Source organism: Pseudomonas sp. GW456-12-1-14-TSB6 (genome assembly GCF_059424205.1).
The window spans coordinates 139,907-166,250 of the sequence record NZ_JBWKZE010000011.1 but is presented as its reverse complement, the minus strand read 5'-3'; the positions used below and the strand labels follow the sequence as shown (position 1 = coordinate 166,250).

The 26,344-nt window shown below is 61.2% G+C and carries 27 protein-coding genes; 14 read left to right on the top strand and 13 right to left on the bottom strand.

Going from position 1 to position 26,344, the window contains the following annotated elements:
• The first annotated feature begins 127 nt into the window (after nucleotides 1-127).
• Nucleotides 128-1,159: an Ldh family oxidoreductase gene (locus AC07Y2_RS13030; protein ID WP_103386143.1), complete on the top strand. Its 1,032-nt coding sequence runs from the start codon at nucleotides 128-130 to the stop codon at nucleotides 1,157-1,159.
• Nucleotides 1,160-1,215: 56 nt separating this feature from the next.
• Here the strand turns inward: AC07Y2_RS13030 and AC07Y2_RS13025 are convergent, their stop codons facing one another.
• Nucleotides 1,216-1,533 carry an ElaB/YgaM/YqjD family protein gene (locus tag AC07Y2_RS13025; protein WP_007957537.1) on the bottom strand — a complete coding sequence of 106 codons (318 nt, stop codon included), beginning with the start codon at nucleotides 1,531-1,533 and terminating at the stop codon, nucleotides 1,216-1,218.
• A 153-nt stretch (nucleotides 1,534-1,686) separates the two neighbouring features.
• Here AC07Y2_RS13025 and AC07Y2_RS13020 point away from each other — a divergent pair, with 153 nt between their 5' ends.
• The gene (locus AC07Y2_RS13020; protein WP_007957535.1) at nucleotides 1,687-1,941 is read left to right on the top strand and encodes a hypothetical protein; all 255 of its coding nucleotides are present in this window, start codon (nucleotides 1,687-1,689) and stop codon (nucleotides 1,939-1,941) included.
• On the opposite strand, the gene AC07Y2_RS13015 is transcribed toward AC07Y2_RS13020, so the two are convergent.
• On the bottom strand, nucleotides 1,942-2,856 hold the full coding sequence (locus AC07Y2_RS13015; protein ID WP_103386142.1) for a LysR family transcriptional regulator: 915 nt from the start codon (nucleotides 2,854-2,856) through the stop codon (nucleotides 1,942-1,944).
• Between the two features lie 84 nt (nucleotides 2,857-2,940).
• Between AC07Y2_RS13015 and AC07Y2_RS13010 the strand changes: the two genes are divergently transcribed.
• Nucleotides 2,941-3,864 carry a carbon-nitrogen hydrolase family protein gene (locus AC07Y2_RS13010; RefSeq protein ID WP_085667097.1) on the top strand — a complete coding sequence of 308 codons (924 nt, stop codon included), beginning with the start codon at nucleotides 2,941-2,943 and terminating at the stop codon, nucleotides 3,862-3,864.
• Nucleotides 3,865-4,006: 142 nt separating this feature from the next.
• Here the strand turns inward: AC07Y2_RS13010 and AC07Y2_RS13005 are convergent, their stop codons facing one another.
• From AC07Y2_RS13005 to AC07Y2_RS12995, 3 genes are all read right to left on the bottom strand, one after another.
• Entirely contained in the window at nucleotides 4,007-4,480 is a 474-nt protein-coding gene (locus tag AC07Y2_RS13005; RefSeq protein ID WP_039768163.1) for an LEA/WHy family protein, read from the bottom strand.
• A gap of 69 nt (nucleotides 4,481-4,549) precedes the next feature.
• Nucleotides 4,550-6,016, bottom strand: a complete 1,467-nt coding sequence (locus tag AC07Y2_RS13000) for a nucleobase:cation symporter-2 family protein (RefSeq protein ID WP_085611690.1) — start codon at nucleotides 6,014-6,016, stop codon at nucleotides 4,550-4,552.
• Nucleotides 6,017-6,158: 142 nt separating this feature from the next.
• A complete protein-coding gene (locus AC07Y2_RS12995; protein ID WP_074690939.1) occupies nucleotides 6,159-7,058 on the bottom strand; it encodes a LysR family transcriptional regulator in 900 nt (299 codons plus the stop codon).
• Nucleotides 7,059-7,157: 99 nt separating this feature from the next.
• On the opposite strand from AC07Y2_RS12995, the gene AC07Y2_RS12990 reads away from it, so the two are divergent.
• The 7 genes from AC07Y2_RS12990 (at nucleotide 7,158) to AC07Y2_RS12960 (ending at nucleotide 12,771) form a co-directional block, all read left to right on the top strand.
• Nucleotides 7,158-8,249 (top strand): polyamine ABC transporter substrate-binding protein, encoded by a 1,092-nt coding sequence (locus AC07Y2_RS12990; protein ID WP_103386159.1) that lies wholly within the window; start codon nucleotides 7,158-7,160, stop codon nucleotides 8,247-8,249.
• Nucleotides 8,250-8,275: 26 nt separating this feature from the next.
• A complete protein-coding gene (gene speB / locus AC07Y2_RS12985) occupies nucleotides 8,276-9,235 on the top strand; it encodes an agmatinase (RefSeq protein WP_103386141.1) in 960 nt (319 codons plus the stop codon).
• 89 nt (nucleotides 9,236-9,324) lie between these two features.
• Nucleotides 9,325-10,041 (top strand): helix-turn-helix transcriptional regulator, encoded by a 717-nt coding sequence (locus AC07Y2_RS12980; RefSeq protein WP_039768169.1) that lies wholly within the window; start codon nucleotides 9,325-9,327, stop codon nucleotides 10,039-10,041.
• Between the two features lie 51 nt (nucleotides 10,042-10,092).
• Nucleotides 10,093-10,434 carry a nuclear transport factor 2 family protein gene (locus tag AC07Y2_RS12975; protein ID WP_007957516.1) on the top strand — a complete coding sequence of 114 codons (342 nt, stop codon included), beginning with the start codon at nucleotides 10,093-10,095 and terminating at the stop codon, nucleotides 10,432-10,434.
• A 22-nt stretch (nucleotides 10,435-10,456) separates the two neighbouring features.
• Nucleotides 10,457-11,575 (top strand): cell division protein ZapE, encoded by a 1,119-nt coding sequence (gene zapE, locus AC07Y2_RS12970; RefSeq protein ID WP_074690941.1) that lies wholly within the window; start codon nucleotides 10,457-10,459, stop codon nucleotides 11,573-11,575.
• Between the two features lie 18 nt (nucleotides 11,576-11,593).
• Nucleotides 11,594-12,175 carry a DinB family protein gene (locus tag AC07Y2_RS12965; protein WP_103386140.1) on the top strand — a complete coding sequence of 194 codons (582 nt, stop codon included), beginning with the start codon at nucleotides 11,594-11,596 and terminating at the stop codon, nucleotides 12,173-12,175.
• A gap of 98 nt (nucleotides 12,176-12,273) precedes the next feature.
• Nucleotides 12,274-12,771, top strand: coding sequence for a GNAT family N-acetyltransferase (locus AC07Y2_RS12960; protein ID WP_039768172.1), 498 nt, complete (start codon nucleotides 12,274-12,276; stop codon nucleotides 12,769-12,771).
• A gap of 83 nt (nucleotides 12,772-12,854) precedes the next feature.
• On the opposite strand, the gene AC07Y2_RS12955 is transcribed toward AC07Y2_RS12960, so the two are convergent.
• The 3 genes from AC07Y2_RS12955 to AC07Y2_RS12945 all read right to left on the bottom strand — a co-directional run bounded on the left by AC07Y2_RS12955 (nucleotide 12,855) and on the right by AC07Y2_RS12945 (nucleotide 15,436).
• Nucleotides 12,855-13,061 (bottom strand): hypothetical protein, encoded by a 207-nt coding sequence (locus tag AC07Y2_RS12955; protein ID WP_085667090.1) that lies wholly within the window; start codon nucleotides 13,059-13,061, stop codon nucleotides 12,855-12,857.
• Nucleotides 13,062-13,291: 230 nt separating this feature from the next.
• A complete protein-coding gene (locus AC07Y2_RS12950) occupies nucleotides 13,292-15,043 on the bottom strand; it encodes a phosphoethanolamine transferase CptA (protein ID WP_103386139.1) in 1,752 nt (583 codons plus the stop codon).
• A 210-nt stretch (nucleotides 15,044-15,253) separates the two neighbouring features.
• A complete protein-coding gene (locus AC07Y2_RS12945; protein ID WP_007957508.1) occupies nucleotides 15,254-15,436 on the bottom strand; it encodes a DUF6026 family protein in 183 nt (60 codons plus the stop codon).
• A 273-nt stretch (nucleotides 15,437-15,709) separates the two neighbouring features.
• Between AC07Y2_RS12945 and gnd the strand changes: the two genes are divergently transcribed.
• The 3 genes from gnd to AC07Y2_RS12930 are packed head-to-tail and all read left to right on the top strand — an operon-like array spanning nucleotide 15,710 to nucleotide 19,016.
• Nucleotides 15,710-16,690, top strand: a complete 981-nt coding sequence (gene gnd / locus AC07Y2_RS12940) for a phosphogluconate dehydrogenase (NAD(+)-dependent, decarboxylating) (RefSeq protein ID WP_074690945.1) — start codon at nucleotides 15,710-15,712, stop codon at nucleotides 16,688-16,690.
• Nucleotides 16,687-18,210, top strand: a complete 1,524-nt coding sequence (gene zwf, locus AC07Y2_RS12935; RefSeq protein WP_074690946.1) for a glucose-6-phosphate dehydrogenase — start codon at nucleotides 16,687-16,689, stop codon at nucleotides 18,208-18,210. Before gnd ends, zwf begins: the two co-directional genes overlap by 4 nt.
• Nucleotides 18,207-19,016 (top strand): HAD family hydrolase, encoded by an 810-nt coding sequence (locus AC07Y2_RS12930; RefSeq protein ID WP_103386138.1) that lies wholly within the window; start codon nucleotides 18,207-18,209, stop codon nucleotides 19,014-19,016. The genes zwf and AC07Y2_RS12930 overlap by 4 nt, the downstream gene beginning before the upstream one ends.
• 45 nt (nucleotides 19,017-19,061) lie before the next feature.
• Here the strand turns inward: AC07Y2_RS12930 and nhaB are convergent, their stop codons facing one another.
• From nhaB to AC07Y2_RS12915, 3 genes are all read right to left on the bottom strand, one after another.
• Nucleotides 19,062-20,564 (bottom strand): sodium/proton antiporter NhaB, encoded by a 1,503-nt coding sequence (gene nhaB / locus AC07Y2_RS12925; RefSeq protein WP_039768180.1) that lies wholly within the window; start codon nucleotides 20,562-20,564, stop codon nucleotides 19,062-19,064.
• A 74-nt stretch (nucleotides 20,565-20,638) separates the two neighbouring features.
• Nucleotides 20,639-21,928 carry an NHL repeat-containing protein gene (locus tag AC07Y2_RS12920; protein ID WP_103386137.1) on the bottom strand — a complete coding sequence of 430 codons (1,290 nt, stop codon included), beginning with the start codon at nucleotides 21,926-21,928 and terminating at the stop codon, nucleotides 20,639-20,641.
• A gap of 285 nt (nucleotides 21,929-22,213) precedes the next feature.
• A complete protein-coding gene (locus AC07Y2_RS12915) occupies nucleotides 22,214-22,480 on the bottom strand; it encodes a hypothetical protein (RefSeq protein WP_039768183.1) in 267 nt (88 codons plus the stop codon).
• Between the two features lie 346 nt (nucleotides 22,481-22,826).
• Here AC07Y2_RS12915 and AC07Y2_RS12910 point away from each other — a divergent pair, with 346 nt between their 5' ends.
• On the top strand, nucleotides 22,827-24,152 hold the full coding sequence (locus AC07Y2_RS12910) for a sigma-54 dependent transcriptional regulator (protein ID WP_039768186.1): 1,326 nt from the start codon (nucleotides 22,827-22,829) through the stop codon (nucleotides 24,150-24,152).
• A gap of 80 nt (nucleotides 24,153-24,232) precedes the next feature.
• Here AC07Y2_RS12910 and fapF read toward each other — a convergent pair whose 3' ends face one another.
• Both fapF and fapE read right to left on the bottom strand, forming a co-directional pair.
• Nucleotides 24,233-25,537, bottom strand: coding sequence for a fibril amyloid transporter FapF (gene fapF, locus AC07Y2_RS12905; RefSeq protein ID WP_039768189.1), 1,305 nt, complete (start codon nucleotides 25,535-25,537; stop codon nucleotides 24,233-24,235).
• A 45-nt stretch (nucleotides 25,538-25,582) separates the two neighbouring features.
• Nucleotides 25,583-26,329, bottom strand: coding sequence for a fibril amyloid subunit FapE (gene fapE, locus AC07Y2_RS12900; protein ID WP_103386136.1), 747 nt, complete (start codon nucleotides 26,327-26,329; stop codon nucleotides 25,583-25,585).
• Nucleotides 26,330-26,344: the final 15 nt, after the last annotated feature.

The window sequence follows — 26,344 nt, the reverse complement described above, 5'->3', positions numbered from 1 at the left end:
AAATACATATCGCGCCCGGGTCGATGCGCATGCCAGGGTTGACAGGTTGTCGGCTGCATGTGGTTAATCGCCGTTGCGGGTTGTCCGTTCGCTGTTGTTCCCTCCAATAATTACTCTGGAGCTTCAGATGTCTGCGCCACACGATCATTCGCTCTCGTCCACGATGTCCCTGGACGAGCTGACTCAACTGCTGGAAAAGATTTTCACCCGTCACGGCACCTCGGCCGAAGTCGCCAGAACGCTGGCCGCCAATTGCGCCAACGCCGAGCGGGACGGTGCGCACAGTCACGGCGTATTCCGGATCCCCGGTTATGTCTCGACGCTCAACAGCGGCTGGGTCAACGGCCAGGCTGTACCGAAAGTCGAGGACGTGGCTTCAGGGTTCGTCAGCGTCGATGCCGGCAACGGTTTTGCCCAGCCTGCGCTGTCGGCGGCACGTGCGCTGCTGGTGGAAAAGGCCCGCAGTGCCGGGATCGCGGTGTTGGCGATCCGTAATTCCCATCACTTCGCCGCGCTGTGGCCGGACGTCGAGCCTTTCGCCGATGAAGGTCTGGTGGCGTTGAGCGTGGTCAACAGCATGACCTGCGTGGTACCCCACGGTGCCGACCGGCCATTGTTCGGCACCAACCCGATCGCCTTCGCCGCACCCCGGGCTGACGGTGCGCCGATCGTGTTCGACCTGGCCACCAGCGCCATCGCCCATGGCGACGTGCAGATCGCAGCGCGCAAAGGCGAGAAACTGCCGGCGGGCATGGGGGTCGACAGCCTAGGCCAGCCGACCTGCGACCCGAAGGCGATTCTGGAAGGTGGTGCATTGTTGCCGTTTGGCGGACACAAAGGCTCGGCACTGTCGATGATGGTCGAGCTGCTCGCCGCTGCGCTGACCGGCGGCAACTTTTCGTTCGAATTCGACTGGAAGAATCACCCCGGTGCCAAGACCCCGTGGACCGGTCAGTTGCTGATCGTGATAGATCCAAGCAAGACCGCCGGGCAAAGCTTTGCCGAACGCAGTCAGGAACTGGTGCGGCAGATGCACGGGGTAGGGCTCAAGCGTTTGCCGGGGGATCGGCGGCATTTGCAGCGGGCCAGATCATTGGCCAAAGGGATCGAGCTGGATCAGCAGACCCTGTCGCAGCTGCGTGAACTGGCCGGCGAATGAGTTTGTGCCTGGCATGAAAAAGGCGAGCCCGAGGGGCTCGCCTTTTTTGTTCGCGCTCAGCGGCGACCGAGCAACAATCCGACTACCAGGCCGAACCCGGCGGAAATCGCCACGGTCTGCCACGGGTGCCCGCCGATGTAGCTCTCGGTGGCGTCCACCGCCGGTTTGGTGCGGTCACGCACGCTGGTGACCGAATCCAGCGCCTGCTGCAATTTCTGGGCGATTTGCCCGCGCAGGGTCTCCGCTTCCTCGCCGACCAGGGATGCACTGCTCTTGAGCAGTTTTTCCGACTCTTCGATCAGCGCCTGAAGTTCGCTGAAGGCCTGGTCCTTGATTTGGTCTTCGGCGGCTTGAACGGCGGTTTTCCGGGCCATTGGGTGACTCCTTGCAGGTGAATGGACAGTGAACAATGGAGTGTGGCGCGCCTTGAAAAGTTGCAGGGATTTTCCATCCGGAACAAAAACCAGCGTCAGAGGTTTCCGTCCAGCGTGTAAGATGTCGCCATTTCATGCAGCAGGTAATTCCCGATGAGTTTCAATCTGGCCGACAAATCCCTCGCAGAGCGCGCCGCGCTGGAAGATGAAAAATCCCGACTGTTCGAACTCTGGCAGAACAATCTGGGCAAAGCCAAGGGCGAAGCCGCGCGGTTGTTCGGCGAGCGCTCCAAGCGCAAGGGCAAATGGGCCGAGTTCGTGCGCGCCGAACTGGACGGCATGTCGCCGCCGGAATTCGCCAACATGGTGCGCAGTGAAGTCAATCGCCTGATGGCGGCCAACAAGTAATCACTCGGCCCTGAAACTGGCGCTTATCGCTTCGCGCACCGTCAGCACCACCGGATCGATCTGGGTGCTGGTGCGCCAGCCCAGTTCGATCGGGTAGCGCGGCAGCGCCAGCGGGCAGGGCAGCAGCACCAGCCCGCTCAGTGAGGCAATGGCCTGCGCGGCGTGGGTCGGAATGGTCGCCACCGCCTCGCTGCCCTTGAGCAGATGCGGCAACGCCGCGAAATGCGTGGTCGAGGCGCAGACCCGGCGAGTCCGGCCCAGCGCCGCCAGCCCTTCATCGGTGATCCCGATAAAACCGCCCGACGACACCAGCAGGTGCTCGCGGGTGACGAATTCTTCCAGATCGATCTGCTGCTGGCCCGGCGCCAGACTCGCCGGATCCACCAGACACGCGTAACCCCCTTCACCCAACACCTGACGGCTGAGCAGCCGCTCGGCAAATCCGCCGGCGGTGATCGCCAGATCGATGCTGCGCTCCATCAGCGCCCGGGCGACGATCTGGCTGTGGGTCTGGCGGAAAATCAGGCGCAGTTTCGGTGCGCGGCGGGCGATTTCCTCGATCAGGCGCCGGCCGTAAGCGATTTCGAAATCGTCCGAAAGGCCCACAGTGACCGAGCGTCCTTCGTAATGATTGGCGGTCGGGTCGACCATGGCCAGGCTTTGCCGGCATTTATTCAGGGCATCGCTGACCACCGGTTTCAACTGGTTGGCCTTGAGCGTGGGCGCCAGTCCCCGGCCAGTACGCACGAACAATTGATCGCCATACACCTCGCGCAGCCGGCGCAAGGCCGCGCTGACCGCCGATTGGGTTACGCCCAGACGCAACGCCGCGCGGCTGGCACTGGATTCTTCATGCAGGGCTTCAAAGACTTTCAGCAGGTTGAGGTCGACGGTTGCGATATTCATCTGGTTCATATCATTCAGCAGTGGATCGGTCTTTATTCATGATCCCGTGGCGCCGGAGAATGAGCAACACCTGAACTTCACGGAGTGACCGTCATGCCCAAATCAATCGTTGCCGCCCTGCAGATCGGCGCCTTGCCCGGTGGCAAGGCTGAAACCCTGGAACAGATCCTGAGCTGGGAAACCGCGATCATCGAATCCGGCGCCGCGCTGGTGGTGATGCCCGAAGCGTTGCTCGGCGGCTACCCGAAAGGCGAGGGCTTCGGCACGCAGTTGGGTTATCGCTTGCCGGAAGGCCGTGAGGCCTACGCCCGTTATTTTGCCAACGCCATCGACGTGCCGGGTGCGGAAACCGAAGCGCTGGCCGGGCTGTCGGCACGTACCGGGGCCAACCTGGTGATCGGCGTGATCGAACGGGCCGGCAGCACCTTGCATTGCACCGCGCTGTATTTCGACCCGCAGGCGGGTCTTGTGGCCAAACACCGCAAACTGATGCCCACCGGCACCGAACGGCTGATCTGGGGCAAGGGCGACGGTTCGACGCTGCCGGTGCTCGACACTCAGGTCGGCAAGCTCGGCGCCGTGATCTGCTGGGAAAACATGATGCCGCTGATGCGCACGGCGATGTACGCCAAGGGCATCGAGGTCTGGTGTGCGCCGACCGTGGACGAACGCGAGATGTGGCAGGTCAGCATGCGCCACATCGCCCACGAAGGGCGCTGCTTTGTGGTCAGCGCCTGTCAGGTGCAGGCCTCGCCGAATGAGTTGGGCGTGGAAGTTGCCAACTGGCCGGGAGATCGACCGCTGATCGCCGGCGGCAGCGTGATCGTCGGGCCGATGGGCGACGTGCTGGCCGGGCCGTTGCGCGGCGAGGCCGGCTTGCTCACCGCCGAGATCGACACCGTAGACCTGGTGCGCGCCCGCTACGACTACGACGTGGTCGGCCACTATGCGCGGCCGGATGTGTTCGAGTTGAGCGTCGATGAGCGGGCGAAACCGGGTGTGCGTTTCACCGCATGATCTGACTGTCAATACAAAAACTGTGGGAGCTGGCTTGCCAGCGATGGGGCCGTATCAGTCACCGTCACCGTGGCTGACACTCCGCTATCGCTGGCAAGCCAGCTCCCATAAGGATTTGTGAACAGTTTGAAAGTTATGAAACCTACCAGGTGGCAGCACTGGCCCTGGGCAGACTGAGCTTGCCGGTATCGACAAAGCGCATCGTGCCAAACAGCCCGCCCGCCAGTTTGCCGCGCAGCACATAGGGCAGGTTGTCGAGGGTTTGGGTCTGGCTCAGGCCGAGGGTCTGGCGCAGCACCGAGAACGCGGAAATGCTCACCGGGACGCTGACGATGGTTTCGGAGAACCGTGGGATCGAGCCGGTCTGATCGCTCACACCCGACGCCAGCGAATGGCCGTTGACCTCCAGATCCAGCGCGATGCCGTTGTAGTCGATGGGCGTTTCGTTGGGGTTCTGCACCCGCAGCTTGATCGCGAAGCGCACTTCCAGATCCTGGCTCGGCAGCGGTTCGAGGCCAACCACGTTGATGTTCACCGGGTCGCGGTTGGGAAACAGCGCGCAGGCGCTGAGGGAGAGCAGAAGCAGGGACAGGATGACGGCTTGGAGGCGGCGCATTGATGCTCTCTCATTGAAAAAGGGCTGAACCGTTGCCGGTATCAGCCCTTTTTGATGGAGCGGACAGGATCAACGGTTCAACTGTGCGACAGCGGCGTTTGTTGCGGGTTCAGCTTTGGCCGGCAGGTCGGGGTTTTCCATGACCTGAAGGATAGAGGCTTCCGGGTCGAAGTCATCCTCTTCCAGCTCGATGAATTCTTCCGGCAGGAAGATATTCAGCACGATCGCACACAGCGCGCCAACGGTGATCGGCGACTCGAAGATGTTGCGCAGCGCCTGCGGCAGTTCGCGCAGCACTTCCGGCACAGCGGCAATGCCCAGGCCCATGCCGACGGAAATCGCCACGATCAGCATGTTGCGCCGATGCAGGCCGGCTTCGGCGAGGATCTTGATCCCGGCCACGGCCACGGTGCCGAACATCACCAGCTCTGCGCCGCCGAGCACCGGTTTCGGCATCAGTTGCAGCACCGCGCCGATCATCGGGAACAAACCCAGCAGCACTAGCAGGCCGGCGATGAAGAACGCTACGTAGCGGCTGGCCACGCCGGTGAGCTGAATCACCCCGTTGTTCTGGGCGAAGGTCACCATCGGCATGCTGTTGAACACCGCGGCCATGGCCGAGTTGAGGCCATCGGCGAGCAGGCCGGATTTGATCCGGCGGATGTACAGCGGGCCCTTGACCGGTTGCCGGGAAATCATCGAGTTGGCAGTCAGGTCACCGGCCGCTTCCAGCGGCGACACCAGGAAAATCACCGCCACCGGCACGAACGCCACCCAGTCGAAGTTGAAACCATACTTGAACGGCACCGGCACGCTGACCACCGGCACTTCGGGCAGGTTGGCAAAGTCTACGGTGCCCATCAGCCACGCCACCACGTAGCCGAGGGTCAGGCCGATGACGATTGCGCCCAGGCGCAGGAACGGCACATCAACCCGGTTCAACACCACAATGGTGCCCAGCACCAGCGCCGCCAGGAACACATGGCTGGCCGCGCCCAGATCCGCCGCGCCGAAGCCGCCGGCAATGTCGGTCATCGCCACTTTGATCAGCGACAGGCCCATCAGGGTGATGATGGTGCCGGTCACCACCGGGGTGATCAGCATGCGCAATTTGCCGATGAACTGGCTCAGCACCACTTCGATAAACGCGGCAAAGAAGCACACGCCGAAGATCGTCGAGAGGATTTCATCGGTGCCGCCGCCCCGGGCCTTGACCATGAAACCGGCGCTGAGAATCACGCTGATGAAGGAAAAACTGGTGCCTTGCAGGCACAGCAGGCCCGAACCGACCGGGCCAAAGCGCTTGGCCTGAACGAAGGTGCCGAGGCCCGAGACGAACAGCGCCATGCTGATGAGGTACGGAATTTCGCTCTGCAGACCGAGGGCGCCGCCCATGATCAGGGTCGGGGTGATGATGCCGACGAAGCTGGCCAGCACGTGTTGCAGGGCGGCAAACACCGTTGCGGTGAAGTGCGGACGGTCGTTGAGGCCGTAGATCAGATCGTTGTTGCGCGGGGCTTTTTCAGAGACGGTCATGGTGGTTTGCGTGCCGCAATGCGGGGCCGGGTCGGAAAATGGGTGCGCAGGATGCCGTAAGCGAGGGGCGAGGGCAACGCATGATCGTTCCCACGCTCTGCTCGGGAATGCAGTCGGGGACGCTCCGCGTTCCAAAAAATGCTCAGGTTCGACCAAAGGCTGACAGCAGATCTTCTTCAAAAGCCTTCTGTGCATCGCCAGGCACCTGCGCCCGATGGCGGGCCAGATGGAACGCCACGTCAAAGCTCAATTCGCCTTCGCGCACCGGTCGCAGCAGGCCCTTGTCCTGCCATTGGCGCGCGTAATGGTTGGGCAGATAACCGACGTGCTTGCCGGACAGAATAAAGGCGAGGGTGCCTTCGACCTGCTCCGAGCGTGCCGAGCAGACCTTGCCCTGGAACGGCTCGTCACTGCGCAGAAACCTGTACGGGTGATCGACCCGGTCACAGGCCTGCAACGCCGCATCATCGGGCGCATCGTCGGAAAACAGCGGGTGGCCGGGCGCGCAATACAGATGCTGGGTTTCGCTGAACAGCTCGCGGTAGTCGAACGCGCTCTGCACCTGGGAGAAGTAACCGATGGCCAGGTCCAGCCGCTGTTGCAGCAGCAGACGCTCCATTTCGCCGGGCATGGCGCTGATCAGCTCGATGCGCACCGATTCGTCCCGCTCGCGAAAGCGCCGGATCGCATCCGCCACCCGTTGCAGCACCGACTGATCGACCGCTTCCGACAGACCCAAGCGCACTTCACCGATCAAGCGCCCGGCGACGCCGTTGGATTGATGGCGGAAGGTTTCGATCGAATCGAACAGCGCCCGCGCGGCAATCAACAGTTGCTCGCCCTTGGGCGTCAGGCTGAAACCGCCCTTGCCCCGGTTGCACACCCGATAGCCGAGACGCGTCTCAAGCTTGGCCATTTGCTGGCTGATGCTCGACTGGCTCAGCCCCAGTTCACCCTGGGCTGCGCTGAAACCATTGGATTCGACCACGCCGAGAAACAGCCGCAGAAGCTGAAGATCGACATCGTGGAGCTGACCGAGCATCACATTACTCCTGGATAAAGTCAGGTTAACAAACTTGATATTTCTCGAATGTATCCGACGGCGCATCCTGCCACCACTTTCTTCGGTCAGGTGTTCGTCATGGCTCCCGTCGTCAAGCTGTGTTTGCCCGCGTTGTTGCTTACCGTCTCCATCGCCTCCCAGGCCGAAGAGAAAACGCTCAACCTCTACAGCTGGGCCGATTACGTGGCGCCGGAAACCTTGCAGCGCTTCGAAAAGGAAACCGGCATCCACGTGCGCTACGACACCTTCGATACGTCCGAGGTGCTGGAAACCAAACTGCTCACCGGCGGCAGCGGTTATGACGTGGTGGTGCCGTCGTCCAGCGTGCTGGCCCGTGGGTTGGCCGCCGGCGCGTTGAAGGAAATCCCTCACGAAGGGCTCAAGGGTTACGCCAATCTCGATCCGGATCTGCTGGAAAAACTGGCGGCGGTCGATCCCGGTAACCGTTACGGCGTGCCTTACACCTGGGGCACGCTCGGGCTGGGCATGAACGTCGAAGCCGTGAAGCAGCGGCTGCCCGACGTGCCGCTCAACAGCCTCGATCTGCTGTTCAAGCCCGCATACGCCAGCAAACTCAAGGATTGCGGGATCGCGATTCTCGATTCGCCGCAGGAAGTGATCGGTCTGGCGCTGCACTATCTCGGGAAAGATCCCTACAGCACCGACAAGAAAGATCTGGTCGCCGCCGAAGCCTTGTTGCAGCAGTTGCAGCCCTCGGTGCTGTACGTCGCCACCGGGCGGCAGATCAATGATCTGGCCAACGGCAGCGTCTGCCTGGCGCTGACCTACAACGGTGACGCGAGCATGGCCGCCGATCAGGCGCGCAAGGCCAACAAGCCGTTTGAAGTGGCTTACCGGATCCCCAAGGAAGGCACGCTGGTGTGGCAGGACAACCTCGCCATCCCCAAAGACGCGCCGCACCCGGAAGCTGCTCGCACCTTCATCGAGTTCATGTTGCGCCCCGAATCCGTGGCGGCGCTGACCAATACGCTGTTCTTTGCCACCGCCAACCAGGCCGCCACGCCGCTGGTGGATGAGGCGGTGCGCAACGATCCGGACATTTACCCGAAACCCGACGTGCGCGAACGGCTGTACGCCGACCACAGCATGAGCCTCAAGGACATGCGCCAGCGCACACGCCTGTGGACCACTTTCCGTAGCCGCCAATAGCCTTTCATAACAACAGGAGCACACCGATGGACGTGCCAGTGCAAAACGATCAGGCCCTGACCCGTGACAGCCTCTACGGCACCGCTGCCGAAAGTACCTACGCCGGGATTACCAGTTTCATGCGCCGGCGCTACAGCCGCGACCTGCGCGGCGTGGACGTGGCGGTCAGCGGTGTGCCGTTCGACACCGCCACCAGCAACCGTCCCGGCGCACGTTTCGGGCCGCGCGGGATTCGCGCGGCGTCCACCGGGATTGCCTGGGAACGGCACTGGCCGTGGGCGTTCGACCCGTTCGATCATCTGGCGGTGATCGATTGCGGCGATTGCGACTTCGATTACGGCTCGCCGCACACCATCCCGGAAAGCATCGAGGCCCACGCCGAGCACATTCTCAGCTCCGGCAGCGCGATGCTCACCTTCGGCGGCGATCACTTCATCAGCTATCCGCTGCTCAAGGCCCATGCGCGCAAGCACGGCACGTTGTCGCTGATCCACTTCGATGCCCACAGCGACACCTGGCCGGACGAGGGCGGCAAACGGGTCGATCACGGCACCATGTTCTGGCACGCCGCGCGGGAAGGGTTGGTGGATCCGGCGCGTTCGGTGCAGATCGGTTTGCGCACCACCAATGACGATCATCAGGGCTTTCAGGTGCTGGACGCGCGGCAGGTGCATCGCCGTGGTTGCGAAGCCATTGTCGAAGCGATCCGCGCGCGGGTCGGCGATCACCCGGTGTACCTGACGTTCGACATCGATTGTCTGGATCCTGCCTTCGCCCCGGGCACTGGTACGCCGGTATGCGGCGGGTTGAGCACGGTACAGGCTCTGGAAATCCTTGGCGGTCTGCGCGGGATCAATCTGGTCGGAATGGATGTTGTGGAAGTCGCCCCGGCTTATGACCACGCAGACGTGACGTCGCTGGCGGCGGCGACCCTGGCCATGGAGATGCTTTGCCTGTACGCGGCCCGGCACAAAGTCGACGCGTGATCCCCTCCGAGCCTGGTGAAAGCTCCTGACAATTTCTGACACCAGGCTCTGCTAAGCTCCGGCAAATTTTCTGCCCAGAGCCTCAAACCGTGTCGCGAACCACACGTCTGTTGACCCTGCTGCAAGTGCTGCGTGGCAAGAAGCGCCCGGTGACCGCCGCGACGCTGGCCTCCGAGCTGGAAATCTCCGAACGCACCCTCTATCGCGATATCGCCGAACTGACCGCCCTCGGCGCGCCGATCCATGGCGAGGCGGGCATCGGTTATGTGCTGCGCAGCGGTCTGTTTCTGCCGCCGCTGATGCTCAACGCCGACGAGACCGAAGCCATCGTGCTGGGCCTGCGGTATGTCGATCAGCGCGGCGACGAGGTGCTGAGCAAAGCGGCTGCGGATGCACTGGCGAAAATCGCTGCGGTGCTGGACCCGCAGGCCCAGGAGGCGCTGCGCAATCCGACGGTCATGCCCGGGCCGCCGGGTTACGGTTTTCCGCAAAACGCCGTGCCGTTGAACGTGTTCCGCCACGCCATCCGCGATCAGGCCAAGCTGCACATCGATTACGCCGATGCGCAGCAGGTGCAGAGCCAGCGGTTGATCTGGCCGCTGGCGCTGGGTTTTCTCAACGAGGTGCGGATCATCGTCGCGTGGTGCGAATTGCGCGGCGCCTATCGTACGTTTCGCACCGACCGGATTGCCGCCGCCAGCCTGCAGGGCGAGCGCTATCCGGGGCGGCGCAGCGAGCTGCTGCGCACTTGGCAGCGGCTGATGCAACTGGACGAAAACGGCCGTTTCACTCCTGACAGGAATTGACGCAGGGCTGTTCTAGGATGGCGACAGAACCCGAAAAAAGGAGCTGCACTCATGTTCCATCCCACCTCGATACTCGCCCCGGCCATCGTTGAGTACATCAATGCTGCCAATGCTCGCGATACCTCCCGGGTCGGCAGTTTTTTTGCCGAGGATGCCCACGTGTTCGATGAAGGCCATCATCAGGTCGGCCCGCAGGCCATCGCCAATTGGATGCAGGACACCGCCCAGCGCTATCAGCCGCGGGTCGAAGTGCTCGGCGTCCAGCAGCGCACCGGCAAAGTGCTGGTGCAAGGGCTGATCTCCGGAACGTTTCCCGGCAGCCCGCTGGAGCTGCGCTACACGTTCCGCCTTAACGAACAGGGCAAAATCGCTCGGCTGGATATTTCCCTGTAGCCATCGTGGCATACTGCCGCGCATGACTTTCGACTCCCCCCTGAGCGCCTGGCAATACGCCGTCGACCACAAGGGCTTCATCCAGGATGAAGCCCAGGAACACGCGGTCTGGGCCTTGCAAAAATGCCATGAAGCCCTGCACGCCGGTGCCCGTTCGGTTACCGGCGTTTACCTGTGGGGCCCGGTCGGGCGCGGCAAGACCTGGCTGATGGACCAGTTTCATCAGAGCCTGCGGGTGCCGGCGCGGCGGCAGCACTTTCACCACTTCATGGGCTGGGTGCACCAGCGCTCCTTTCAGTTGACTGGGATCGCCGATCCGTTGCGGGCCCTGGCCCGTGAGCTGGCGGCTGAAGTGCGAGTGCTGTGTTTCGACGAGCTGTTCGTCAATGACATCGGCGACGCGATCATTCTCGGGCGCTTGTTTCAAGTGATGTTCGACGAGGGCGTGGTGGTGGTCTGCACCTCCAACCTGCCGCCGGATCAGTTGTATGCCGACGGCTTCAACCGCGACCGCTTCCTGCCGGCAATCACCGCGATCAAACAGCACATGCAAGTGGTCGCGGTAAACGGCGCTGAAGATCATCGATTGCATCCCGGTGCCATCGAGCAGCGTTACTGGGTCACTCAGCCGGAGCAGGCTAGCGCGCTAAGCCAGGTGTTCGACGCCTTGGCGGCCGGGCAAACCGTCAGTGGCGAACCGGTGCCGGTCGGTTACCGTGCCTTGAACGTGGTGCAGGCCAGCGATTCGGTGCTGTGGTGCCGTTACGCCGATCTGTGCGACCAACCGTTCGCCGCCATGGATTTCATCGCGCTGTGTGACACCTACCGGGCTATCCTGTTGAGCGAGGTGCCGAACCTCAGCGCGAAAAAACGCGAGGGGCGGATCGCCCGTGGCACCGAGGATGGCGCGGAGCGGGTGGTGGCCGGCGATCGTGAATTGCCGCAGTTGTCGGTGCACGACGACGGCGTGCGCCGCTTCATCGCGCTGGTCGACGAGTGCTACGACCGCAAGGTGCCGCTGTACATCGAGGCCGAAGTGCCGATGGACGCGCTGTACACCGAGGGCTATCTGGAATTCCCGTTCCGCCGGACCCTCAGCCGCTTGCAGGAGATGCAGTTGCAACGCTTCGCCGAGACCTGAAAACACGGAGGGCGCGACATGACTCAGCCACTGTCCCATCATTTGCTGACCATGGCTTATCAGAATGCCTGGGCCAATCATCGACTGGCCAAGGCCTGGAGCCAGCTCGACGGCACGGAGCTGGCGGCGCCACGGGTCAGTTTCTTCCCGAGCATCCGCCTGACCCTCAACCATATCCTCACCTGCGACTGGTTCTACGTCGACGCGCTGGAGCGGGAGTTGCGCGGTGACGAACCGCATCCCGATTGCTACGTGTTCTTCAACGCTGACGAACCCTTCACCGAGTCACAGGCCTTGCGCCGGGAACAGGCCCATGTCGACCGCAGGCTGATCGCCTACTGCGAGCAACTGCGCGATGCCGATCTGGGGCGCATTGTCACCATCGCCCGCGACACGCCACAGCACGACAGCCGCCTGCGGATGGTTTCGCACCTGTTCGAACACCAGATCCATCATCGCGGCCAGGTTCACGCGATGCTCAGCGGCACTTCGGTGAAACCGCCGCAGCTGGACGAATTTTTCTGTGCCGGCGAGTCCGGTTTGCGGGCCGAGGATTTTGCCGAGCTGGGCTGGACCGAAGAACTCATCTGGGGCCACTGAAAACGCCGGGTTGTCGCCGGGACCTGCCTCGCGCTAAGGTCGCCGAGCCTATCAGCGCGTATCAAACGCGCCGGGGCCCCGTGCGATCGAGGAAGGAAATGGATTCCGCAGAAATTCTTGTGCTTCAAGCCAGTTACACCAATCCGGTGCATGCCGAAGCCATCGGTGTCGTACTCAATCATTACGCCGAGGACCCGATGGGCGGCGGCCATCCGATTGCCCCTGAACTGTTGCAGCAACTGCCCGCCGAACTGGCCAAGCGGCCCCACGCGTTCAGCGTCCTGGCGTTTGTCGGTGGCGAGCCGGCAGGGCTGGTGAACTGCTTTGAAGGGTTTTCCACGTTTGCCTGCAAGCCGCTGGTCAATGTGCACGACGTGTCAGTGGTGACCAAGTTTCGCGGTCTGGGGCTGAGTCAGAAAATGCTGCGCAAGGTCGAGGACATCGCCCGTCAGCGTGGTTGCTGCAAGATCACTCTGGAGGTACTCGAAGGTAACGCCATAGCGCAAAATTCCTATGCCAAATTCGGCTTCGCGCCAGGCATGTTCGACCCGAATCACGGGCGCATGCTGTTCTGGATCAAGGATTTGCAGGCGTAAAAAAAAGGCGCCCGGAAAGGGCGCCCAACTGTCATCTGCGAAGCCAGAGCGAGCCATCGCAGGTCCATCGGTAAAGCGTTCGCTCAAGGGCGATAGGACTCGGTGACCTGGGCGGTCTGGTCGTCCGGAACCTTGAGTTCATTGGTCTTCGCCTCAGCCTGCGGGCTCTGTGCGGAATGAACCGGGAAGTTTGCCCAGTAATGTCTCATGCGCTCGGCGCCGCCTTCGGCGAATGCGCTGGCGGATGCCAGGGTGAGTAGACCGGCAAGGATTGCAGTCGTGGTTTTCATGGTGCCTCCTACGAAAAATGTCGGAGCCGTTCATCCATGAATCAGGGCCTCGAGGGGCAGTGTCCGTCGAGGGCATTAACAAGAGGTTAACGCTCGTTCAGTCTAGGTTTTACAGAGTATTTCCACGGCGTATCGGACGAACGCTGCACGCGTGAATGACGCGTGCAGGTTGCAAGGGAAGGGGCAGTACGATTGTAAATGTTGAAAAGGGCCGGTTGCGGCCCTTTCTATTACTCCTGCAGCACCACTTCCGTGGTGGTGGCCGCGGGCTTTTTCGGCTTCATCAGGCTGAAGTCGATCAGGGCCCGCTGTTCGCGTTCGTAAGGGTTGCCGATCAACAGCGGACGCGGCTTGAAGCTGTCGCTGACCAGACTTTTGGTGCGATCCAGCTCATCGAAACTCAAACCGGCCAGATCCGCCCAGGTGTGGATCAAGTGCGAGCTGCTGTACGGCCGGCTCAGGTCTCCGGCGAAGCTCCAGTCGTGGGTTTCACGCCATTTTGGCGACGCCCAGGCCATGAACGGAATGGTGTACATCGGCGCCGTCGGCTTGTTTTCGTTGCGACCCAGCGTGCTGTGGCCCACCGAGTCGAACACGTCTTCACCGTGATCGGAGAGGTAGAGCAGGAAGCCGTTCGGATCGGATTTGGCGTAATCCTTGATCAGGCTCGAGACCACGAAATCGTTGTACAGCACGGCATTGTCGTAGCTGTTGTAGGTCGGCACCTGATCGTCACGCACACCGGCCGGAACGCCGTTGCGATCCTGGAACTTGTCGAAGCTCGGCGGATAACGGTACTGGTAGCTCATGTGCGTACCGAGCAGATGCACGACGATCAGCTTGCGCGGTGCCGCATCGGCCAGGGCCTTGTTGAACGGCTCGATCACGTCGCCGTCGTACTGCGCGGCGTTCTGGTTGCGGTTGTTGTTCAGGTACACCTGCTCGTCGGCCTGTTCGGAGAACGTTGTGAGCATGGTGTTGCGCTTGGTCATGGTTTGCTGGTTGGTGATCCAGAAGGTCTTGTAGCCAGCCTGTTTCATCATGCTGACCAATGAAGGGGTGGACAGGTACAGATCCGGATTTTCTTCGTCGGCGAAGGTCAGTACCTGTTGAAGCGCCTCGATGGTGTACGGGCGCGGGGTGATGACGTTGTCGAAGATCGACAGCTGATCCTTGAGCTTGTCCAGTTCCGGTGTGGTTTTGCGCGGGTAACCGTAGAGGCTCATGCGCTGGCGGTTGGTGGATTCGCCGATCACCAGCACCAGGGTCGCCGGCTGATTGGCGCCTGAGTCCTTTAGGTTTTTCAGCGGCGGGATCTTGCTCGCGCTGTGCAGCATGCCCTGCATGTCGGCCAGGGTTTCCTGATAGCGGTGATAAGCCACGGCCATCTGCCACGGCACGGCCGGCTCGATACGGGTTTCGAATTTCTCGAAGCCTTGCTCGAAGCTGCCGGTGCGCATTGTCTGCTTGACCAGCGGATAACCGATCACGGCCACCAGAATCGCCATGGCGGCGACGAATGCCCGGCCACGGGGCAGGTACACCGGACGCAGGCGGGTCCACAGGAAATACGCGAACGCGGTGTGCGCGAGGAACGCCGGGACCATCCACCAGGCAAAGTACTGGGTCATGTACTCGCCAGCTTCGGACACGTTCGACTCGAACATGATGAAGATCACGCTCTGGGAGAATTCCTGCTGGTAGATGAAGAAATAACCCAGGCTGGCCATCGAGCAGGCCCACAGCACCACGCCGATCAGAGCGGCGAGCAGACGGGTGCGTTTGGGGAACAGCAGCATCGGCGCGAGCCACACGGCGCTCATCACGAAGGCCTGGCGGAACCCGGTGAACCCTGAGGTGCCCGTCAGCTGGATCAGCAGTTGGGTGATACCGGAGAAGTACCAGAAGAACACGAACAACCAGATGAAACCGGCCCAGTCGAAACCTGTCGCAGTCGTATTGCTGCGTTTGAACACCGCCATTCAGCACTCCAGCTCAGTCGTTACATCCACCACCGGGCGTTTCATGCAAAGGGCGCATGAGCCCGACGAACGGAGGCCATGCGCACAGACGCACGGCCAGAATGCGCGGGAGTATCAACAAGCGAATGTGAAAACTTTGTTAGTTGCCGAAAAGGGCAGGAGGTGCAGCATGTCGGGAACAGCAATGGCTGCTCCCGAAGCGGGCGGGGATCAGGCGTGGGGCGAGCGCTGTACGCGTGGCAAGGGCTGCGGCTCGGCGCCTTGGGTCAGCAGGCGCAATTGCGCGAGTTCCTGCTTGAGCTGGTCGCGTTCATCTTTCAACTGACGCAATTCATCACGACGGATGGTGACGTACAGGGTTTGTGGCGGCATTGCTGTGTGTACTGTGCCCATTGCTCACCTCGCAAATGGCGTGTCTCAACTGTAGTTCAGCCCCGAATTCGGTTGCTGACATACTATCGGCGCCGATTTTGATTTCTTTTGCTCGTGAATGGAACTTTTTTATTTTTCATGGTCGTTGTGTCTTCGGCACGTTTCCCGACGTTATCAGTCTGGATCGGGCACAATGCCCGGAAACTTCACACCGACGCTCTGGACTAAGCTCCATGATTCACGTTGGGCTATAACCTTTGACACACTTTTATTTGTAGTAAGGAGCATCAGCACATGCAACTCGGGATTATTGGACTGGGCCGCATGGGCGGCAATATTGCGCGACGTCTGATGCTCAACGGTCACACCACCGTTGTTTACGACCGCAATACCGCCTTTGTCGACACCCTGGCCGCCGAGGGCTCTACCGGCGTCGCCGATCTGCCTGCACTGGTCGCAGGCCTGGCCAAGCCGCGTGCAGTGTGGGTCATGCTGCCGGCCGGCGCACCGACTGAAGACACCATCGAAACCCTGAGCAATCTGCTCGAGGCGGGCGACACCATCATCGATGGCGGCAACACCAACTATAAGGACGACATCCGCCGGGCCAAAACCCTGGCCGAGAAGGGCCTGCACTACATCGACGTCGGCACCTCCGGCGGCGTCTGGGGCCTGGAGCGCGGCTACTGCATGATGATCGGCGGCGATGCCGAGACCGTTAAGCGTCTGGATCCGCTGTTCGCCGCTCTGGCGCCGGGCATGGGCGACATCCCGCGCACCAGGGACCGCAAGTCCGATGACCACCGCGCCGAGCACGGCTACATCCACGCCGGTCCCGCCGGTGCCGGTCACTTCGTGAAGATGATCCACAACGGGATCGAGTACGGGATGATGGCGGCCTTCGCCGAAGGCTTCGACATCCTCAAGACCAAGTCCAGCGAGTTTTTGCCGGAGGACCAGCGTTTCGACCTGAACGTGGCCGACATCGCCGAAGTCTGGCGTCGTGGCAGCGTGGTGTCGTCCTGGCTGCTCGACCTGACCGCCGATGCCCTGGCGGTCGACCCGAAACTCGACGGTTTCTCCGGCTCCGTGGCTGACAGCGGCGAAGGTCAGTGGACCATCGAAGCGGCCATGGAACAGAAGGTGCCGGTACCGGTGCTGTCCAACTCGCTGTTCTCGCGCTACCGCTCGCGCGGCCAGGGCACTTTCGGCGACAAGATTCTTTCGGCCCAGCGCTTCGGCTTCGGCGGCCATGTGGAGACTGCGAAGAAATGACCCATACGATCCGCAGGAAATCCAAGGCAGAACCCGCGCCACCGACCACGCTGTTTCTGTTCGGCGCCCACGGTGATCTGGTCAAGCGCCTGCTCATGCCGGCGCTGTACAACCTGAGTCGCGACGGCCTGCTGGATGATGGCCTGCGGATCGTTGGCGTTGACCATAACGCCATTACCGATGAAGCCTTCGCGCAAAAGCTTGAAGACTTCATCCGCACCGAGGTGGCAGCCAAGGTCGGCAAGGGCGATCAGATGCTTGATCCGGCCTTGTGGGCCAAACTCGCCAAAGGCATCAGCTACGTCCAGGGCGATTTCCTGGACGACAGCACTTATTCAGCCCTGGCGGCGAAAATCGCCGACAGCGGCACTGGCAATGCGGTGTTCTACCTGGCCACCGCGCCACGTTTCTTCAGCGAAGTGGTGCGCCGTCTCGGCAGCGCCGGATTGCTCGAAGAAACCCCGGAAGCCTTCAGAAGGGTGGTGATCGAAAAACCGTTCGGCTCCGACCTGCAAACCGCCGAGGCGTTGAACGCCTGCCTGCTCAAGGTCATGTCGGAAAAGCAGATCTACCGGATCGATCACTATCTGGGCAAGGAAACCGTGCAGAACATTCTGGTCAGCCGGTTCTCCAACAGCCTGTTTGAAGCGTTCTGGAACAACCACTACATCGATCACGTGCAGATCACCGCCGCCGAAACCGTCGGCGTCGAAACCCGTGGCAGTTTTTACGAACACACCGGCGCGCTGCGGGACATGGTGCCCAATCACCTGTTCCAGTTGCTGGCCATGGTGGCGATGGAGCCGCCGGCCGCGTTCGGCGCCGATGCGGTGCGGGGCGAAAAAGCCAAGGTAGTCGGCGCAATCCGCCCCTGGACCACCGAAGAGGCGCGGGAAAACTCGGTACGCGGCCAATACAGCGCCGGTGAAGTCGCTGGCAAACCGGTGTCCGGTTATCGCGATGAAAACAACGTCTCCCCCGACAGCACCACGGAAACCTACGTGGCGCTGAAAGTGATGATCGACAACTGGCGCTGGGTCGGCGTGCCGTTCTACCTGCGTACCGGCAAGCGCATGAGCGTGCGCGACACCGAGATCGTCATCTGCTTCAAACCGGCGCCGTATGCGCAGTTCCGCGATACCGAGGTCGACGAATTGCAACCGACCTACCTGCGTATCCAGATTCAGCCCAACGAAGGCATGTGGTTCGACCTGCTGGCCAAACGGCCGGGGCCGGCGCTGAACATGGCCAACATCGAGCTGGGTTTCGCCTACAAGGACTTCTTTGAAATGCAGCCGTCCACCGGCTACGAAACCCTGATCTACGACTGCCTGACCGGTGACCAGACGCTGTTCCAGCGCGCTGACAACATCGAGAACGGCTGGCGCGCGGTGCAGCCGTTCCTTGATGCCTGGCAACAGGACGCCAGTGTACAAACCTATGCCGCCGGCGAAGACGGGCCGAAAGCCGCCGATGATCTGCTGACTCGCGATGGTCGCGTCTGGCATGGTCTCGGATGAGCGAGCCGATCCGTTTTCTGTTGAGTGACATGGACGGCACGCTGTTGCTGCCCGATCACAGCCTGAGTCAGCGTACGATTGACGCGGTTCGTTCGCTGCGCGAAGCGGGCGTGGTGTTCAGTCTCGCCACGGGGCGGCCGCCCAAAGCCATGCTGCATCAAATCGAAGCCCTGGGCGTCGATCTGCCGACGGCTGCGTTCAACGGCGGCACGATCGTCAACCCGGATGGCAGCATTCTGGTCGCGCATTACCTGCCGGCCACGGCCGCGCTGACGGCGCTGGCGCTGTTTGCCGATCAGCCGGATGTCGAAATCTGGGTGTTCAGCGGTGGCGACTGGCTGCTCAAGGATCCGCACGGGCCGATGGTGCCGCGCGAGCAGCACGGGCTGGGTTATCCGCCGGTGGTGGTGGAGAGTTTCGAGCCGTATCTGGAGCGCATCGACAAGATCGTGGCCACCAGCAACAACACCGAACTGCTGATCGAGCTGGAGGCGCGTTTGCTGCCGAAGGTCGAGGGCCTCGCGCAGGTGTCGCGCTCGCAACCGGTGTACCTGGACGTGACGGCAGTCGAGGCGAACAAGGGCTCGGCGCTGGTCACGCTGGCTGAACACCTCGGTGTGCCGCTGGCGCAGACGGCGGCGATTGGCGATGGCGGCAATGATCCGGCGATGTTCCATGTTGCCGGTCTGTCGATCGCCATGGGCCAGGCAGAAGACGCGGTGAAGCGTCAGGCCGATGTGGTGACCGGGCCGAACACCGAGGATGGCGTGGCGCAAGCCATCGAGAAGTACATCTTGCCGCGCTGATTTACGTAAAAAAAAACGGGAGCCCCAGGGCTCCCGTTGTTGTTTCTACAGCCAGTAACTCACGGCGTACCAGCCCAGCAATCCCATCACCACGGTGTAAGGCAACGCCATCCACACCATCCGCCCGTACGACAACCGCACCAGCGGCGCAATCGCCGACGTCAGCAGGAACAGAAATGCCGCCTGACCATTGGGTGTCGCCACGCTCGGCAGGTTGGTGCCGGTGTTGATCGCAATCGCCAGCGTCTCGAAATGTTCGCGGCTCATGTGCCCGGACAGGAACGCCTGCTTCACTTCGGTGATGTAGATCGTGGCGACGAACACGTTGTCACTGATCGCCGACAGCAAGCCGTTGGCGATGAACAGCATCCCCGGTTGCTGCTCGGCCGGCAGTGCCAGCACCCACTGGATCAGCGGCGCGAACAGTTGCTGGTCGTGAATCACCGCCACCACGGCGAAAAACACTACCAGCAGCGCGGTGAACGGCATGGCGTCCTTGAATGCGCTGCCCAGACGGTGCTCGTCGGTGATGCCGGTGAAGGCGGTAATCAGCACGATCACCATCAGGCCGATCAAGCCGACTTCCGCAATATGGAACGCCAGCCCGGCAATCAGGATCAGCGCAGCGCAGCCTTGCACCAGCAGGGCGGCGCGTTGGCGTGGGGTGCGTTCGGCGTTGTCTTCGGCGGCGTAGTTGGCGAGCACGGCGCGTACGTTGTCCGGCAGCAACGTGCCGTAGCCGAACCAGCGCAGTTTCTCCAGCAACAGGCAGGTCACCAGTCCTGCGACCAGCACCGGCAGCGACACCGGCGCGACCTTCTGGAAAAACTCGGCGAAGTGCCAACCCATTTCGTGGCCGATCAACAGATTCTGCGGTTCACCGACCAACGTGCAGACGCCGCCCAGTGCGGTGCCGACAGCACCGTGCATCAACAGGCTGCGCAGGAAAGCGCGAAACTGTTCCAGATCCTCATGATGCAACTGGGGCAGATGCTGGTCATCGCTGAATTCGCTGTCCTGGCGCGGGTCGTTGCCAGAGGCCACCCGGTGATAAACCGAATAGAAGCCCACGGCGGCGCTGATGATCACTGCGGTCACGGTCAGTGCGTCGAGAAACGCCGAGAGAAACGCCGACAGAAAGCAGAACATCAAGGCCAGCAGCGCCTTCGAACGCACGCCCAGCAAAAGACGTGAGAACAGGAACAGCAGCAGGTCTTTCATGAAGTAGATGCCGGCGACCATGAACATCAGCAGCAGAATCACCGGGAAATTGTGCTGCAGCTCTTCGTACAGCGCCTGGGGCGTGGTCATCTTCAGCAGCAGCGCTTCGATCAACAGCAAGCCGCCGGGCATCAGCGGGTAGCACTTGAGCGCCATGGCCAGGGTGAAAATGAACTCGATCACCAGCAACCAGCCGGCGGCGACGGGACCTGCGGCCCACAGCACCAGCGCATTGAGCAGCAGAAACCCGACGATGCACGCCTTGTACCAGCGGGGTGAATGCCCGAGAAAGTTGTGCGCGAACGCCTGGGCCATCGAACCGGACATTGGTTGCTCCTTGTATTAAGAAGCGCGCAAGTTGCCGTAAGCGATGGGCAAGATCAAGTGCAGTTGGATTCGCATCAGTGATTCAGATACCGCGCCACCATTGCACGGTAGTTGCCATCCAGCGAATAGCCGCCCACCAGAATTCCTCCGTCAGGCTGTATCGCCACTGAAGTGGCGGTATCGAGGCTGCGCCCCAGTCGCGTGCGCAACCAGCCATTACCGGAACCGAAGCTTCGGTCAAGGCAGCCGTTGGCCAGATAGCGGGCGACAATAAAGTCGGCTTCAACGCCGCCGATGGTTGCGCCGACCGCGATGATGCGACCGTCCGGCATCGCCTGCGCTGCGCTCCACTGGCAGCCGCTGGGCCCGATCTCCAGCAGATGCGGTTGACCTCTGTTGCAGTGCAGATCGGGTCTGCCGTTGCCATGGACAGATTGCGCCATGCATCGGATCGGATCGCGGCTGCTGCCAAAACAATGCAAATGCTCCGCCGATTCGATGACCTGATTGACCAGTGCACTGTGCCCCTGGACTTTGAAGGCCATGAAGCCGTCTACCGCAAAACGTTCATCGAGCCTGCCGTCCGGCAGGTAGCGGGCGAGCAGACCTTCTTGAGGAAAGTCGATGGAGCCGGCCACCACGATTCTTCCGTCTCCTTGCAGCAGCACGCTGCCGAGCCAGGTATTGAGCAGCAAGTGGCGAACCATGACGAAACCGCGACCGTTGAAGGAGGGGTCGAGGCTGCCATCGGGTGTGAGGCGGATCAGCATGCCGACGTGATCGGCCAGCTCGAAGTGATGGTTGGCGATCAGCAGAATATGCCCGTCCGGTTGCACCGCAAAATCACAGGCTTCGGCGCCCGGAACGCCCGGCGGCAACCAGGCGTCGCGGGTGCCCATGGACAGGTCGCCGGGCAAGCGAACGATTTGTCGGCCGTTGTCGCCGAAGTCCGGGTCAGGCCGGCCTTGGGCGTCGAACAGAGCCAGGGCGGGAAGGGTGCAGTGTTCCGATTCATAGTGCAGGCCTGCCAGCAGAATCCGCCCGTCGGGCAAGAGCTGAACCTTGCTGCCCGTCGCTTCGAATCCGCTGGCGAACCGTCCGATCACGCTGCCTTGATTACCGAAGCCAAGGTCCGCCGATCCGTCCCCGAGCAATCGGGCCAGACCGAAGCAGTTGCCCTGAGCCGTGCCGACTTTGGCGGCGACCAGAATCCGGCCTTGCGCATCAAGTGCCACGCTCTGGGTCAGGCTGGACGTACTGCCGGCGAAGTAAACCTGCGCCACACCGTTACTGGAAAAGGTCTTGTCGAGTTGTCCGGCGTTTTTCGCTAGCGTCGGCAACGCGATGGCGGTCTGGGTTGACATGCATGCTTCTCCTTGCGAGTCGACCGATTTCCGGGAGGCGGAACGGGTAACTGCATGAGCGAGACATTCAATCCTTGAATACGCGCAAGTACAACTGACAGAACTAACAGGTGGAGAGTCGCACTGTGCCAGAACAGTGTCTTTTTGAACCAGTCGCAAGCCTGCCAAGTATTCAGGCGCGAAAGTATTGAGGAAAGTTGTACAAAAAGACTGAAGTTGGAAAAAGATTCGCAACTAAAAGAAGAGGGCGGATGACTTGAGCGTCATCCGCATTGCCCGCAACTATCAGTGTGGCATCGACCAGGACTGCAATGCATAGCCTTCTTCGCTCAGTTCGGCGCGGGCCTGCTGCAGCAGGTGTTCAAGTTGCGCCGGATCAGAGTAGGCACTGCTTGGGATCTGGGTACGACCGATGTGGGAGTTGGTGCGGTCGATCACGGTGAGGCAAAGTTCGCCATTGCCATCTTGTGGGGCCCAGGCGACGCATTGAAACGGTTCAAATGCGCGGTTGGCAATCAAAAGAGCTTCGTTGATACGGAGCGGGGCGGTCATGGGGTCTTCTCTCTTTAAGTGCCCAATCAAGTGATGTGCCGTCGGTTGGGCTTACCGTTCGGCGAGTTACTTGTACTGATGCACGCAACCCGTTGGCAGGTCACACCGGATTTGAAGAAATTTCGAATTTCTTTCATACCCTCAATATTCCGACCTGTTTTTGAAAGCCTGGCGAAAGAATCAAGTCGATAGCTAACTAATAAAGCGGTTTCTTATAACTGCTTCACTTGTACACCTATAAGCAATCGATACAAGGCCCCGTCAAATTCTTGCTAATGTAACAGTCAGGTTTGCCAAATGACTGTTTTTACGATCATTTCCTAAAATTTGGCGCCAAGGAACAGTCATGAACGAAGCGCCTGCTTTACGACGTTTACTGGTCGTCGACCCGTGCGACGACTGTCACCGATTGTTGCCGGGTTTGCGTGCCGTGGGTTGGGACGTCGACAGTTGCAGCCTGGAAAATGCCGCCGACCGAAGTTGCGATGTCGGCTTGCTGCGTTTACAGCCTTTCCACCTGGAACGTCCCGAAGCCGTCAAAGAACTGATCAGCCGCAGCGGCACCGAATGGATCGCCGTGTTGAATCAGGAAGTGCTGCGCTTGCAGAACGTCGGCGACTTCGTCTGCGAATGGTTTTTCGATTTCCATACCTTGCCGTTCGACGTCTCCCGGGTGCAGGTCACCCTCGGTCGTGCGTTCGGCATGGCGCGTCTGCGTGGCCAGGGCACGATTCACGTCGATCAGCCGGAGCACGAGCTGTTGGGCGACAGCAAACCGATCCGCGAGCTGCGCAAACTGCTGAGTAAACTGGCCCCCACCGAGTCGCCAGTGCTTATTCGCGGAGAAAGCGGGACCGGTAAAGAACTCGTCGCCCGGACCCTGCACCGGCAGTCGCAACGTCACAGCAAACCGTTTGTGGCGATCAACTGCGGGGCAATTCCCGAACATTTGATCCAGTCCGAGCTGTTCGGCCACGAGAAAGGCGCGTTTACCGGCGCCCATCAGCGCAAGGTCGGACGTATCGAAGCAGCCAACGGCGGCACCTTGTTTCTCGATGAAATCGGCGATCTGCCACTGGAACTGCAAGCCAATCTGTTGCGCTTTCTTCAGGAAAAACACATTGAACGGGTCGGCGGCAGTCAACCGATCCCGGTTGATGTGCGGGTGTTGGCAGCGACTCACGTCGACCTTGAGGCCGCCATCGAGAAGAAGCGCTTTCGTGAGGATTTGTACTACCGGCTCAATGTGCTGCAAGTAGTGACCGCGCCGTTACGCGAGCGCCACGGCGACCTGTCGATGCTGGCCAACCATTTTTCCCACTTCTACAGTCACGAAACCGGCCGTCGTCCGCGCAGCTTCAGTGAAGATGCGCTGATTGCCATGGGCAAGCACGACTGGCCGGGCAATGTCCGCGAACTGGCCAACCGCGTGCGTCGGGGGCTGGTGCTGGCCGAAGGACGGCAGATCGAGGCCCGTGACCTGGGGCTGATCAGCCAGCAGTCGATCGCGGCACCGATGGGCACCCTGGAAGACTACAAGACCCGCGCCGAACGCCAGGCGTTGTGCGATGTGTTGAACCGGCACAGCGACAATCTAAGTGTTGCCGCCAAAGTGCTGGGGGTTTCCCGACCTACTTTCTACCGTTTGCTGCACAAGCACCAGATCCGCTAGGGCGCGGTGCTTCCTGTCCAGGGAAGCTGAAAAGACCCGCTGCGACTTTCATCGCAGCGGGTCTTTTTATGGTATTGCGGTTAGAAGTAGTACGGGAATTTCAGGCTGAAGGAGAAGTCCGGGGCATCGTCCGTCATGCCGATGGACAGGTTGGGCACGATGGTCAGGTTGTCGGTGGCCGCGATGGTCATGCCGACGTTGAAGTAACCGGCGTTGGCGTCGCTGGACACCACCGATTCCCAATCCCCTCCATCCTGTTTCAGCTTGCTCTTGCGTTGCACCAGGTCGGATACGGAGAACGACATACTCATCTTCTCGTTCAGTGCGAAGGCAACACCCGCGCCAATCTGGAAGCTGTCGCCGATGCGTACCTTGCCCGGGTTTTTCTGGTTGACGGTCGAACTGATGTCGTCGAACGACTCCTCGAAGTTATGGGTGTAGGACAGGCTGCCGAACAGCACGGCCGGGTCAAACGTCTTGACCAGCGAGATGCCCGGGGTGATCGACCAGACGCCGTTGCCGGTGGGCAGGGTGTCAGGCACGAACAGGTTCGAGTTGGCATCGGTCTGGCGCAGCTTGATCCCGAACGGGTCCTTGCCGGTTGGCGCCTTGACCCGCAAGGAAACCACGGCGTCCGGGGTGTTGACCGACTCGTCCAGGAACTTGTACGCAATGCCGAAGTTGACGTCGCCGAGAGTCGGGTCGCGGCTGACGTCCTGTTCGGTGGTGACGTTGGAGGCGCCGCCGTTGCCGCCGCCGGACTGATAGGTCGATTCGCGGTAGACCACCGGCACGTTCAGATCGAACTGCCAGCGGTTGTCGAAGTTGTAGCGTCCCGTCAGGTCGAGGGTCCAGGTATCGGCCTTGATCCGGTCGAGGTTGATGTTGCCGAGAAAAATCGAGTCCAGGGCGAGGAAGCCGTTGAGGATCAGCTGGCGGGTGTCATAGCGTGAATAGGTCACGCCGGTTTCAAAGCTGAACTTGCCGCCGCCAAAGAAGCCGCTGGCTTCGTCGTACAGGTTGGACACACTCTGTGCCGGTTGTGAATCGTCGGCAAGCGACTGGCCATAGGATGCGCCACTGCCCCCGGCGGCGCCCCCCGACGCTGCTGCAGCCCCGGTGCCGGTGGCGACCCGGTTGCCTTTCATGTCCGAAGGCGATTTGGCCAAGCGTTTGGGGGGTGGAGAAGCGGGTTGCTCTTCGACCTGGCGGACTCGCTGTTCGAGCACCGCCAGGGCTTTCTGTTGTACTTCGTATCGTTGCTTAAGCTCCAGAAGTTCCTGTTTCAGGGCTTCTACATCGGCGTCGGGTGCAGCTTGCAACATTGCCGCGGGTAGAAGAGTACTCAAACATACAGCAGCACGCAGTGATACTGATCGATACATGAATAAGCCGTCCCTTTAAGCCCAATGATCGAGACTCAGCGTAGTTCAATATCCGATATTGCGTAGTGCCCTGAGTTGAGTCAGGTTGCAGTCCAGTGCGCCGGCACTCATGCCGTTATTGTTAAGGACAACGTTGAGTTGTGTCAGGTTGTTGACTACGTTTGCGTTACCGAGCAAACGGGTGTTTTGCAGCAGTCCGCCCTGGGCGACCTGTTGCAAGGCTGTCCCCTGATTGCCGGAGGCCTGAATGGCCATTTGAACGCCGCCATTTGTGGCTGAAACCGCGACACTGCCGGCGCCATTGCTGCCGGAAATGGTCTGGCCGGCCATCAAGGCCTGGCCCTGGGCAGGCATCAGTGCAGGTGCCTGGCTGGCTTCTTTGACGTTGATCGCAACGTTGTTGTAGGCGGAGTTGCCGTCGCCAGCGGCGCGCACACTCTGCGTCACGCCCTGGCTTGAGTTGAGTCCCGCGCCACCCACGACCGAGCCAGTCCCCAGTTCCGGGGTACTGCCATTGCCGTGTTCCTTGATGGTCGAGACGTAGAATTCAGGTTTGACCGAAGCGGCCTGCAATTGCATCGAGGCCGATGCCCCGATCAGATCTCCACTGGCGTTGCGCCAGGTACTGCTCATGACGACACCGAAGCTGATGATCCGGCCCGGCATGACATAACGACCGCGCAGCTCTGCGAGCTCCTGGTCCTTGATTTCGATGGGTTTGAATCCTGCATTGGCATAGCCTGACGCGCTCGCTGCCAGGCAGGCGGCGGCCAGCCAGTATGAGGTTTTCATCTGCTGCTCCCGGGA